General features: G+C 31.5%; 11 protein-coding genes. 4 read left to right on the top strand and 7 right to left on the bottom strand.

The window, feature by feature from the left end; translation table 11 throughout:
• Positions 1-5 precede the first annotated feature (5 nt).
• Positions 6-530 carry an ExbD/TolR family protein gene (locus HNP35_RS19195; RefSeq protein ID WP_184166531.1) on the top strand — a complete coding sequence of 175 codons (525 nt, stop codon included), beginning with the start codon at positions 6-8 and terminating at the stop codon, positions 528-530.
• A 116-nt stretch (positions 531-646) separates the two neighbouring features.
• Here the strand turns inward: HNP35_RS19195 and rpsA are convergent, their stop codons facing one another.
• The 7 genes from rpsA to lon all read right to left on the bottom strand — a co-directional run bounded on the left by rpsA (position 647) and on the right by lon (position 10,122).
• Positions 647-2,422 (bottom strand): 30S ribosomal protein S1, encoded by a 1,776-nt coding sequence (gene rpsA / locus HNP35_RS19190; RefSeq protein ID WP_184166535.1) that lies wholly within the window; start codon positions 2,420-2,422, stop codon positions 647-649.
• A gap of 335 nt (positions 2,423-2,757) precedes the next feature.
• Positions 2,758-3,501, bottom strand: coding sequence for a hypothetical protein (locus HNP35_RS19185; protein ID WP_184166538.1), 744 nt, complete (start codon positions 3,499-3,501; stop codon positions 2,758-2,760).
• A 96-nt stretch (positions 3,502-3,597) separates the two neighbouring features.
• Positions 3,598-4,974 (bottom strand): nucleoside permease, encoded by a 1,377-nt coding sequence (locus tag HNP35_RS19180; RefSeq protein ID WP_184166541.1) that lies wholly within the window; start codon positions 4,972-4,974, stop codon positions 3,598-3,600.
• A gap of 69 nt (positions 4,975-5,043) precedes the next feature.
• Positions 5,044-5,736 carry a (d)CMP kinase gene (gene cmk / locus HNP35_RS19175; RefSeq protein ID WP_184166544.1) on the bottom strand — a complete coding sequence of 231 codons (693 nt, stop codon included), beginning with the start codon at positions 5,734-5,736 and terminating at the stop codon, positions 5,044-5,046.
• 42 nt (positions 5,737-5,778) lie between these two features.
• Positions 5,779-6,390: a murein L,D-transpeptidase catalytic domain-containing protein gene (locus HNP35_RS19170; RefSeq protein ID WP_184166547.1), complete on the bottom strand. Its 612-nt coding sequence runs from the start codon at positions 6,388-6,390 to the stop codon at positions 5,779-5,781.
• A gap of 58 nt (positions 6,391-6,448) precedes the next feature.
• A complete protein-coding gene (gene porQ / locus HNP35_RS19165; protein ID WP_184166550.1) occupies positions 6,449-7,468 on the bottom strand; it encodes a type IX secretion system protein PorQ in 1,020 nt (339 codons plus the stop codon).
• A gap of 200 nt (positions 7,469-7,668) precedes the next feature.
• Positions 7,669-10,122, bottom strand: coding sequence for an endopeptidase La (gene lon, locus HNP35_RS19160; protein WP_184166553.1), 2,454 nt, complete (start codon positions 10,120-10,122; stop codon positions 7,669-7,671).
• 274 nt (positions 10,123-10,396) lie between these two features.
• Here lon and HNP35_RS19155 point away from each other — a divergent pair, with 274 nt between their 5' ends.
• From HNP35_RS19155 to HNP35_RS19145, 3 genes are read left to right on the top strand one after another with little or no spacing between them, the layout of a single operon-like run.
• The gene (locus tag HNP35_RS19155; protein WP_184166556.1) at positions 10,397-10,951 is read left to right on the top strand and encodes an RNA polymerase sigma factor; all 555 of its coding nucleotides are present in this window, start codon (positions 10,397-10,399) and stop codon (positions 10,949-10,951) included.
• Positions 10,952-10,964: 13 nt separating this feature from the next.
• A complete protein-coding gene (locus HNP35_RS19150; protein WP_184166559.1) occupies positions 10,965-11,498 on the top strand; it encodes an anti-sigma factor in 534 nt (177 codons plus the stop codon).
• The gene (locus HNP35_RS19145) at positions 11,482-12,540 is read left to right on the top strand and encodes a hypothetical protein (RefSeq protein WP_184166562.1); all 1,059 of its coding nucleotides are present in this window, start codon (positions 11,482-11,484) and stop codon (positions 12,538-12,540) included. The genes HNP35_RS19150 and HNP35_RS19145 overlap by 17 nt, the downstream gene beginning before the upstream one ends.
• Positions 12,541-12,548: the final 8 nt, after the last annotated feature.

Below are 12,548 nucleotides of genomic sequence, written 5' to 3'. Positions count from 1 at the left end.
TTGTTATGAAAAACTTGCCTCAAAAAGTCAGAAGTAAAAAACTACACACAAGAGTTGATTTAACCGCAATGGTAAGCATTTCATTTTTGCTTATTATATTTTTTATGGTTGTAGGAGAATTATCGAAATCAAAAGTGATGGATTTAGACTTACCTGATAAATATTGTAACGATTGCAACCCTGGCTGTATTGACGAAAACAGACTTTACACAATTTTACTAGATAAAGATGATAGGATAATTACATACTCAGGTTTATTGGAATATCCTGTACATTTACCAAAAAAAACTGGATTTGGAAAAAATAGAATCCGAAAAGAATTATTTGAAAATAACAATAGAGTAATAGAATATTCGACAGCTATAGGTAAGCCCAAAAATGGCGCTATAGTAATCATAAAACCTAGCAAAAATAGCAACTTTAAAAATTTGGTTGATATTTTAGACGAAATGAAAATTGCAAAAATAGATACTTATTCAATTGTTCCTGAATTTACTGCAGAAGAATCAAAATTATTAGCAGCGAAATAAACAATTTTCAGAATTCATTTAGCTCACAAACGTGAAACAAAGAAAAACCTGAAACAAAAAAACATAAAAAAGTCCCACATTTCTGTGGGACTTTCTATTTATAAAAAAGCTAAGAATTATTTTTTCTCAGTTTTTTCCATTTTAGCTTTAAGAGCAGCTAATACATCATTGTTGTCACCTAAAGTCGCAGCTGGTGCGTTAGTAGATGCAGCAGTTGTAGTTTCAGCAGCAGCTTTTACGTTCTTCTCTTCTTCTTCTCTGAAGATAGCAGTGTGAGAAGCAACTACTCTTTTGAATTCTTTGTTGAACTCGATTACTTTGAAATCAGCTGTATCACCTTTTTTCAATTTCTTTCCGTCTTCTTTTTCAAGGTGACGAGTAGGAATGAAAGCAACGATATCATCTCCAAATTCTACAGTAGCTCCTTTGTCAACGATTTCAGAAATCTCACCGTTGTGGATAGTTCCTACAGCGAAAGAATCTTCGTATTGATCCCAAGGATTAGCAGTAGTTTGTTTGTGACCTAAAGATAATTTACGTCCTTCAACATCTAATTCTAATACTACAACATCAAGTTTTTCACCAACGTTTACAAACTCAGATGGGTGTTTAATTTTCTTAGTCCAAGATAAGTCAGAGATGTAAATTAATCCATCAATTCCTTCTTCTAATTCTACGAAAATACCAAAGTTTGTAAAGTTTCTAACGATACCTGTATGTTTAGAACCTACTGGGTATTTAGAAGTAATGTCAGTCCATGGATCTTGAGTTAATTGTTTGATACCTAATGACATCTTACGATCATCTCTGTCAAGAGTTAAGATAACTGCTTCAACAACATCTCCAACTTTCACGAAGTCCTGAGCAGAACGTAAGTGAGTTGACCATGACATTTCAGAAACGTGGATTAAACCTTCAACACCTTCAGCAACTTCGATAAATGCACCGTAATCAGCGATTACAACTACTTTACCTTTAACTTTATCACCAACAGTTAAGTTAGCATCTAAAGCATCCCATGGGTGAGCGTTTAATTGTTTCAATCCTAATTGAATTCTTGTTTTCTCATCATCGAAATCAAGGATTACAACGTTTAATTTTTGGTCTAATTCAAGAACTTCACTTGGGTGGTTGATTCTGCTCCAAGAAAGGTCAGTAATGTGAATTAATCCGTCAACACCACCTAAGTCAATGAACACACCATAAGAAGTAATGTTTTTAACAACACCTTCTAATACTTGTCCTTTTTGTAATTGACCGATGATCTCTTTTTTCTGTACTTCAATATCAGCCTCGATAAGAGCTTTATGAGATACAACTACGTTTTTGAATTCGTGGTTGATTTTTACCACTTTGAATTCCATCATTTTGTTTACATATACATCGTAGTCTCTAATTGGCTTAACGTCAATTTGAGATCCAGGTAAGAACGCTTCGATTCCGAATACGTCAACAATCATACCTCCTTTAGTTCTGCATTTAACAAAACCGTTAACGATTTCTCCAGTTTCATTTGCTGCAATAACTCTATCCCAAGATTTGATAGTACGTGCTTTTCTGTGAGATAATACTAATTGACCTGTTTTATCCTCACGGATGTCGATTAATACTTCTACTTTGTCACCTACTTTTAAATTTGGGTTGTAACGAAATTCGTTTAAAGAAATAACACCTTCAGATTTAGCATTGATATCAACGATAACGTCTCTATCTGTAATTCTAACAACAACTCCTTCAACTACTTCTTCTTGATCTGTAGCGATGAAAGTTTTTGATACTAGTTCCTCAAACTCTTGCAAGTTTTTCTCATCTACTGCATCGATTCCTTCTTGGAAATTGTGCCAGTTAAAATTTGCTAAAAACTCTTCTTGTGATTTTGTTTGTTCAGACATGCTGATAAAAAAATTTGTATTCTGTTTTTCTCGAGTTTCTCTATGCGATAGAAAATACAGAAGTTGTTTTACATAAATGGTTGATACCTAAAGGAAACTCTTCTCTGCCAAAAGGTCTGCAAAATTACTACAAATATTTGGATTTACAAAATATTTTAAGATTGATTATCAGTTGATTATTAAGAAGCAGGAGATTTTAGGTTTTTCAAGACGTTTAGTCCCGCTATTCGTTGCAATCTTTTATGCCGAACCCCGGCATAAAAGGATTTCCACTTCTATCGGGGCTAGTTTAGAAGTTTAGTTTTCATAAGAAATCCTGAAGCGAAAAAAATCTTCTAGAAGAAAACAAATAGCATCACAAAAACGACAACAATAACAACAAGTATCATTATGAAAGTAGCAGAGTTTAAATCTTCTCTTCGTTTTTCATAATCCACCTCAAAATTATCAGGATTAATATAATACAAACTAAAAGCTTTAGAATGAATTTTTAAATCAGGTCTAAAATGCGCCAAACCCAATAATAATCCTCTAACTAATTCTAACTTATTAGAATAAATCATACTGAAAATATGATTTCCTGAAAATGTCTCTTTATGAGCTTCCACTTTATTATTGTCTAGAATAAACCAGAAAAATGCTTGATGACTATACTTTCCCCTTCCAATCATTTTAGAGAAAACATCACATTTTAAAAGATCTGCGTCAGAAGAAGAACTTACTCCGACTATTTCTCCTTTAAAATCTTCAACTTTTTGAAAATTATCCCAAAGTATAACTTGTATTACTTTATTATTAAACCTATTTATATAATGAATGCCTAAATTATCAATTATCGTAGTAGTATGCTTCATTGTTTTTTTAAGATATAATACAATTAATACAATTGTGAGAAACAAAAGAAAACTAATGATCAAAACATTCTTGTCAAAACCAACTAAAAAAGGAAGTGCAAATAAAATAAGAACTATAAAAATGAATGTAAATCCAATCAAAATTCCATAACCATAATTATAGATTTTTGAAGACTTTGATTCAACTGATTCGAATGGAGGCAGATTACTTTTTTCGTTTATCATATTTAAATTAAAATACTAAAATATTCAAAAATTCACAGATAAAAAAAATCCTATTTCCAAACTGAAAATAGGATTCAAATATTTTAAAAGAATTATTTAATGACTCAAATTCTCAATTTCCTTCGGATCATGTTTGTGTTTAAATAAAACAGCAAAAGCAATCGCAATAACCAAAGCATAAGCTGCAAACGATAACCATATTGTATGCCAATCTTTCATTAAAACTGGATTTGCAAAAATTCCATCCACAGAAATCGAATTCCCCTGTCCTTTTACAAATTCTACCATTTTTTCATTAGTAGCATCTGTTTGTAAAAATCCAGCTAATTCTGTTGTATTAGCAAACGATTTTGTAAAGAAACGATCAATTGCCCAACCAGAAGTTAAACTTCCTAAAACCGCTCCTACTCCATTCGTCATCATCATAAACAAACCTTGCGCCGATGAACGAATTTTAGAATCTGTATTACTTTCTACGAATAATGATCCTGAAATATTAAAGAAATCAAATGCCATTCCGTACACGATACAAGAAAGGATAATCATCCATAAACCACCAACAGGATCTCCGAATGCAAATAATCCGAAACGTAAAACCCAAGCCAACATACTAATTAGCATAACTTGTTTAATACCAAAACGTCTTAAGAAAAATGGAATCGCAAGAATAAATAATGTCTCCGAAACTTGAGAAATCGACATTATAATAGTAGAATATTTAATTACAAACGAATCTGCATATTTTGGAAAGTGTTTAAATTCATCTAAAAACACATCGCCATAAGCGTTTGTCAATTGAAGCGCTCCTCCTAAAAACATAGAGAAAACAAAAAACAAAGCCATTTTATAATTTGCAAACAATTTAAAAGACTCTAAACCAAAAGTTTCAATCCAAGTTGCATTCTCTTTTATTAACCGCTGCGGTTCACATTTTGGCAATGTAAAAGCATAAATACCTAAAATTAAGGCTCCAATTCCTGCAATATAAAATTGATATTCTGTTGCTTTACTTCCACTTAAATTTGTAATCCACATCGCTACAATAAAACCAATTGTTCCCCAAACACGAATTGGCGGAAAATCTTTTACTATATTTTTATTGTTCAATTTTAATGAAGTGTATGATATAGAATTACTTAAGGCAATTGTAGGCATGTAACAGCACATTGCCAAAAGCATTACAATAATGAAAGTATCAGGAGTGGTAACTTGCGCAATTCCGAACAAAACTGCCGCATATAAGATATGAAGAATTCCATAAAGTTTTTCAGCATTCACCCACCTGTCAGCGATTATACCAGTAAGTGTAGGCATAAAAAGAGAAGCAATCCCCATGGTTCCAAAAACAAGTCCGAATTGAGTACCTTCCCAATTCTTGGTGCCAAACCAATAATTTCCAATTGTTATAAGCCAAGCCCCCCAAACAAAAAATTGAAGAAAGCTCATTAAGATCAATCTGTTTTTAATCCCCATAAAATGATTTTGTCTTTTTAATAAAAATGAAGTCGTAAAACTAGCATTAAAAATAATATCTACAAAGAATTAATCCAATTTAACAACATCATTCACCAATTCCAAAACAGCAGCAAATTGTTCCTCTTTATTTAAGTAAGAATTGTCTATCTCAATGGCATCATCTGCAATTACTAAAGGCGAATCTGCACGATGAGTATCCATGTAATCACGATCAACTACATTTTTCAAAACTTCTTCATAAGTGACATTATCACCTTTTTGTTGTAACTCATCAAAACGTCTTTGTGCACGGGTTTCAGCACTTGCCGTCATAAAAATCTTTAGCTCTGCATTAGGAAAAACTACGGTTCCAATATCTCTTCCGTCCATTACAATTGCTTTATTGGTTCCCATTTCTTGCTGTTGCTCTACCAATTTAGCGCGAACCTCTGAAACAGCTGCAACTTTGCTAACAAAATTAGAAACTTCAATCGTTCTAATTTCTTTCTCAACATTTTCACCATTCAAAAACATTTCAGCAAAACCTAAATCTGTATTAAATCTAAATTCAAGCTTAATATCAGATAATGCCTCAATCAGAGCTTCTTTTTTAAAAAATTCAGCACTTATTAAATTGTGCTTCATAGCAAAATAAGCTACTGCACGATACATCGCTCCTGTGTCCACATAAACATATTCAAGTTCTTTTGCTAATTGCTTAGCTAAAGTGCTTTTTCCTGTAGATGAAAATCCGTCGATTGCAATGGTAATTTTTCTCAATTTTATTCTTTTAAATTTAATTTTATTTAAAGCTGTAGAATTCTAATAATAGATATTTAACAAAATATCCGATTCAGAGCTATCAATTATTTCAGCCATTCTTTGGAAATATTTTTTATTTACCATCGGACAGCCATAACTGTTGCAAATGTAACCATCTTTCTCTTTATATGGAACATCATAATAGTAATGAAAAACGATATCTCTTTTAAAAGCATTGCTGTTTGTAGCATCTAAACCATACAACTTATAAGCTTTTCCAAACTTTCCGTTATAATGATTTCCAATATAATATTTACCTAATGAAGTACTTAATGAATTTGGAACATTACTAAATTTCAGTTTTCCTTTTATCCCCGTTTCAGAACCAGAACCATGAGCAACTAGACCTTTGTCAATAATTTTATTTTCTTTTAAATCGTAAACAAAAAATCTATTTTTTCCTGAAGGCACTTTCATATCGATAAGAAAAGCCACTTTTTTATTATATTTTGAATTGTTTCTCAGAAATTCTTTGATTTGAGCTACTTGATATTCCATTCGTTTGTCTATCTCAGATTCTGAAGAAGAAATAATATTCTTTTTATCAGATACAAAAAAATAAACAGTAAAAACTGCCGCAAGTAAAAGACCTATTAGAAGTATTTTCTTCATTATTATTGAATTGAGAAATAGCTAACAAATTCGAATCGAAAAAAGACCTTTTCTGCTTCTATTGAAAGTTTAAAATTAAACCAAAAAGACTTGTATTTGCCGCCAACGTATATCTAGAATAAGAATAATTGAATTTTAATTTATTTATTTTCAAACCAAAACCTAAAGAAACTCCTGAAAAATTACGTTGTTCTTCAACTCTCAATTCTTCTCCTCTTCTAAAATTATAGCCTACTCGAAAATTAAAAGCTCTCTGAGGAAAAATCTCTACACCAAAAGCTACGTGTCGCAAAGCATTATTGAAAAATGAAACTTTTTCAGGATTTGTCGATCCATCGATATTGGTTTCACCACGATTTGGATTTGAAAAAGAAATATTCCACTGTTGAAGATTTTCTAGCGAAAGATGCCAACGAATCGGAACGTGCTCTAATTCTTGCGAAATACCTGCCACAATCTCAAATGGCAAATTCTCTTTAATACCTGAATAGGTTGTAAACTGTGTTCCAATATTTCGAAATACAAGACCAAAATTCAACTTATTTTCTTCAACTAAATACAGAAGACCTAAATCTACAGCACCTCCTATTGAATTGTAATTTTCTAAAGAAGAAGTTATTAATTTAGCATTTGCACCGACATATAAATTTGTATAAGGAACGTTGTACGCATATCCTAAGGTTAATGCACCTTCGCTTCCTGTAAAATTAGAAGTTGATTGCCCATTTTCATCATAACCTTCAAACGAACCGTAATTTACGTAACTGATACCAGCATAAAAGGTTTGAATGTGTCTATCGTATGTATAAGCGTATGAAGCCGTTCCGTACGAAGCTTCTCCGTAATAACTGCCATAATTTAATGCCAGATGATTATCCATATCTGGATTAATAAGTGCCGGATTAGACATGGCTTGATTAACATCTTCATCATATATCGTAACAATATCTCCTCCTAACGCCGCTTGTCTGGGTGAAGTAGTCAAGTTTAAAAACTGATAGGTGTAGCGCCCTCCAACTTGTCCGAAAGAAACCGAACAAATTAAAACCATAAAAAATAATACAACTTGTTTTGGCATTTTGGTTTTGGCGTTCCTATATGGGAATAACGCAACTACAAATATAAAATTATATAACTTAAAAATTAAATTTTATAAGTAAATGAAATCAAATGAACAAAGAAATTATTAAATAAAAAATCTTTACTAAACAACAAAAAAAATCCAAATTCCAATTTTATTTGGAATTTGGATTTCAAATATTTTATAAATCACAGAACTTATTTAAGTTCTTTAGCGTTCTTTACATTTTGATCTGTTAAGGCTAAAGCGAGAACTTCACTCATTTCTTTCACATAGTGAAAAGTTAAACCTTCTAGATATTCTGCTTTTATTTCATCAATATCGCTTTTGTTTTCATGACATAAGATGATTTCTTTAATATTCGCTCTTTTTGCAGCTAAGATTTTTTCTTTAATTCCTCCAACTGGCAATACTTTTCCACGAAGCGTAATCTCTCCAGTCATAGCTATACTTTTCTTCACTTTCTTTTGAGTTAAAAGCGAAACCAAAGATGTTAACATTGCAATACCAGCACTTGGCCCATCTTTTGGAGTTGCACCTTCTGGAACGTGTAAATGAATATTATATTTTTGAAAAATCTCCGTTTTTAAACCTAATTTCTTAGCATTTGCTTTAATGTATTCTAAAGCAATTGTAGCCGATTCTTTCATTACGGTTCCTAGATTACCTGTAATAGTTAAGGCTCCTTTTCCTTCAGAAATTAAAGATTCGATAAACAAAATATCACCACCAACGCTAGTCCAAGCTAAACCTGTAACTACTCCGGCAACATCATTGTTTTCATATTTATCTCGCTCTAATCTCGGAACTCCTAAAATCGCAACAATGTCTTCGTCAGTAACTTTTTTATTGTATTCCTCTTCCATCGCAACAGATTTTGCAGCATTTCTGATTACCTGAGCAATTTTAGTTTCTAAATTACGAACTCCTGATTCTCTTGTATAACCTTCAACAATTTTTTCTAATTGTTTTTTACCAATAGTCAAATCTTTTGAAGTTAAACCATGCGCTTCTAATTGCTTTGGAAACAAGTGTCTTTTAGCAATTTCTACTTTTTCTTCAATTGTGTAACCAGACATTTTGATAACTTCCATTCTATCGCGCAAAGCAGGCTGAATAGCAGCCATATTGTTTGAAGTCGCAATAAACATTACTTTAGATAAATCATATCCCATTTCAAGGAAATTATCATAGAAAGCATTGTTTTGCTCTGGATCTAAAACCTCCAATAAAGCTGAAGATGGATCACCGCTGTTTCCGCTTGACAATTTATCAATCTCGTCTAAAATAAATACTGGATTTGATGTTCCCGCTTTTTTCAAACTTTGAATAATTCTTCCTGGCATTGCCCCAATATAAGTTTTTCTATGTCCGCGGATTTCTGCTTCATCACGTAAACCACCAAGTGAAATACGTACATATTCGCGTCCTAAAGCTTCTGCGACAGAACGACCAATAGAAGTTTTACCAACTCCCGGAGGCCCTGTTAAACATATAATTGGCGATTTCATATCATTTCGCAATTTTAAAACTGCTAAATGTTCAATCATTCTTTTCTTAACTTCTTCTAGTCCAAAGTGATCTTTATCTAAAACTTTCTGTGCGTGTTTCAAATCAAATTTATCTTTAGAATATTCGCCCCAAGGCAATTCTAAAAACAACTCTAAATAGTTTCTTTGGATTCCAAAATCAGGAGATTGCGGATTCATTCTACGCATTTTAGACAATTCCTTTTCGAAATGTTTCTGCGTTTTTTCGTCCCACTTTTTGGTTTTGGCTTTAATGCCCATTTCGTCCATTTCTTCTTCTTGCGAAACGCCTCCCAATTCTTCTTGAATGGTTTTCATTTGCTGGTGAAGGAAATATTCTCGCTGCTGCTGATCTAAATCAAAACGCACTTTTGACTGAATGTCATTCTTCAATTCTAATTTTTGAAGTTCTACATTCATATAACGCAATGTTTCCAAAGCACGTTCTTTTAAACCATTTATCGATAAAAGACCTTGTTTTTCTTTTACTGATAAATTCATATTAGAAGAAACAAAATTGATTAAAAATGATTGACTTTCGATATTTTTAATAGCAAATGTAGCTTCAGAAGGGATATTTGGACTTTCTTTAATAATCTGGATAGCCAATTCTTTTACAGAATCTAAAATAGCTGTAAATTCAGAATCATTTTCATCTGGACGCTCTTCTGCAACTTCTTTGATAGTTGCTGTCATGTAAGGTTCTTCGGCAACAACTTCGTCAATCTCAAAACGTTTTTTTCCTTGAAGAATAACCGTAACGTTTCCGTCTGGCATTTTCAAAACACGTAAAATACGTGCAACCGTTCCAATTTTGTGTATGTCATCTTTTGACGGATCTTCGTCTTCTTCATTAATTTGAGAAACTACACCAATGATTTTTCCACCAGCATTTGCATCATTTATTAACTTAATTGATTTATCTCTTCCAGCAGAAATTGGAATAACAACGCCTGGAAATAAAACAGTATTTCTTAAAGGTAAAATAGGAAGTGAGACAGGAAGCTCCTCATTATTCATTTCCTCCTCGTCTTCTGGGGTTAATAATGGAATTAATTCTGCTTCTGAATCAAATTCTTGAAGTGACAGATTGTCAATAGTAAGTATTTTATGGTTTGACATAATAATATATAAGTCGTTTTGTCATTAAAAAATTGATGCTATCTGCAAAAAGGATGTCTGTACATTGAGTTTTACTTGAAAACTCTCAATGCTATTCAATTACAAGATAGGCCATAAAAATAGTCAATCATTATGCCAAATGCAAAAGAAGTCAGTTCTAATATTAGATTTTACGTGATTCCATTCTTCATTTAAAAAAAAATAAAATTAATTTTATAAAAAGTGTAACAAACTAAAAAAAGCAAAGTCCTTTATAAAAACCAAAAGCCACTACTTGAGTATAAATGACCAAAATATCGAAGAATTAATTGCGCTTTGCAAGAACAAAAATCAAAAGGCGCAATTTGAAATTTACAACCGTTATTGTAAAGCAATGTACAATGTGGCTTATCGAATTGTAAAAGACGAACATTTTGCACAAGACGTCATGCAAGAAGGTTTCTTAAAGGCTTTTACAAAAATCAATGACTATAAGCAAGAAGTGGCTTTTGGAGCATGGTTAAAAAAAATAATCATCAATTATAGCATCGATTTTTATAAGAAAAACAATTCTTTTCAAGTAGAAGATTTAAGTAGACAGCTTTATAAAATTGAGGAAAATGATGGTATTATCTCTGATAATATTGACTTAAATAATCTAAAAGTGAAACAAGTTTTGGACACTATTCTACAACTTAAAGATAATTACAGAATGGTGCTAACACTTTTTTACATTGAAGGCTACGATCAGGAAGAAATTTGCGAGATTTTGAATATTAGTTATGCAAATTGCAGAACTACACTAAGCAGAGCCAAAGATAGTTTACGCAAGAAATTAGAGGAATTATAAAATGAACAGGATTATGAAAAATGAAAAAGACAATTTAGACGAATTATTCAGCAAGTTTGAAAATCAATGGGATATTCAGGAATTAGATACTGATCATCAAATGGATTTTCTGCAAAAATTAAACAAAAAAGAACCAAAGAAAAAATATTGGTATGTAACTGCTATTGCCGCATCTATTGTATTAATGCTCGGAATATCAGTTTTCTATAAAAATGAAAAACCAAAAGAATTCAAATTTGCCTCTAAAGAAACTAAACGTACTGATTCTATTTTCAATATTCTAATTGATAATGAACTGGTTAAACTTAAAGAAAAAAGTTCTCCAGAAAATGAGCAGATTATAAATGATGCATTAAAGCAAATGAAAACATTTGATGCTGATTATCAGAAAATCATTAACGAACTGCAAAAAAATGGAGAGAACAAACAGATTATTTATGCCATGATAAGCAATCTGCAGACAAGAATTTCTTTTTTACAAACCGTTTTACAAAGAATTGAAGAAAACGAAAAATTTAAAAAAACAACTGATGAAAAAACATTATAACTTACTAATCTTATTTCTTTTGATTCCTTTTTTAGGATTTTCAAATGATGACGCTTTTATAACCAAACAAAAAACAATTAAGAAAACTTACATCGTAAATTCTAACGCAGGAATTGATGTAAACAATAAATACGGAAATATTATAGTAACTACTTGGGATGAAGACAAAATTGATCTTGACATTACGATTAAAGTTAATGGTCCAAACGAAAATTGGGTAAATGAACGCCTTAATAGTATTGATGTTGATATAACAGCTTTAAAAGGCATGGTTTCGGCCGTAACTAATTTAGGAAGCTCAACTCTTAAAAGTAAAGGAAGCAATAATAGTTTCGAGATTAATTATGTCATCAAAATACCAAAAAACGGTTCTATAAAACTAATTAATAAATATGGTAATATCTCGGTTCCAAATGCAGCGTCATCTACAGATATAAACTGTAAATATGGAAAAGTAAATTTAGGAAGATTAAACGGTACGAATAACCAAATCGAAATTGCCTATTGTCAAAGTTCAAGCATCGATTACATTAAAAATGGAAATATTAACGCTAGATATTCTGGTTTGAAAATAGCTGATTCTGGAAACCTAAACCTTGATGCCAATTATACTGATGTAAATTTAGGTGAAGGACAAAACATCAAATCCAGTTGTAATTATGGAACTTTCAAGTTTCAAAAAATCAATTCTTTAAATGGTGATGGAAATTATTTAACGGTGATTGTTGGAGAAGTTTCAAGCAATTTTACATTTGACACCAATTACAGTAAAATCAATATTGGAACTATGAATGATAAAGCTGGCAATGTTTCTATTTCTTCTGGATACACTGATATTTCACTAGGTTATGCAGTAAATTATGCCTTTGATTTTGATATTTCAGCTAGATATTCAAATATCAAACATGATAACACTTTAGATATTTCTGTTTCTGAAGTTAAAAGCAATAGCAAAAGAATAAGTGGTTTCTACAAGAAAAAAGGACAAAATAAGGTTAACATAAACTCTAATTACGGAAACATCTCATTAATAAGAAATTAATCATCAAA

Source organism: Flavobacterium notoginsengisoli, from assembly GCF_014207905.1.
GTDB classification, from domain to species: Bacteria; Bacteroidota; Bacteroidia; order Flavobacteriales; family Flavobacteriaceae; genus Flavobacterium; species Flavobacterium notoginsengisoli_A.
The sequence above is the reverse complement of the archived record's forward strand: the minus strand, read 5'-3'. Positions and strand labels throughout refer to the sequence as shown.

Bases quoted from the DNA above. Each gene is read 5' to 3' on its own strand.
- HNP35_RS19195 (WP_184166531.1), top strand. From the start codon at position 6: ATGAAAAACTTGCCTCAAAAAGTCAGAAGTAAAAAACTACACACAAGA.
- rpsA (WP_184166535.1), bottom strand. From the start codon at position 2,422: ATGTCTGAACAAACAAAATCACAAGAAGAGTTTTTAGCAAATTTTAAC.
- HNP35_RS19185 (WP_184166538.1), bottom strand. From the start codon at position 3,501: ATGATAAACGAAAAAAGTAATCTGCCTCCATTCGAATCAGTTGAATCA.
- HNP35_RS19180 (WP_184166541.1), bottom strand. From the start codon at position 4,974: ATGGGGATTAAAAACAGATTGATCTTAATGAGCTTTCTTCAATTTTTT.
- HNP35_RS19170 (WP_184166547.1), bottom strand. From the start codon at position 6,390: ATGAAGAAAATACTTCTAATAGGTCTTTTACTTGCGGCAGTTTTTACT.
- porQ (WP_184166550.1), bottom strand. From the start codon at position 7,468: ATGCCAAAACAAGTTGTATTATTTTTTATGGTTTTAATTTGTTCGGTT.
- lon (WP_184166553.1), bottom strand. From the start codon at position 10,122: ATGTCAAACCATAAAATACTTACTATTGACAATCTGTCACTTCAAGAA.
- HNP35_RS19150 (WP_184166559.1), top strand. From the start codon at position 10,965: ATGAAAAATGAAAAAGACAATTTAGACGAATTATTCAGCAAGTTTGAA.
- HNP35_RS19145 (WP_184166562.1), top strand. From the start codon at position 11,482: ATGAAAAAACATTATAACTTACTAATCTTATTTCTTTTGATTCCTTTT.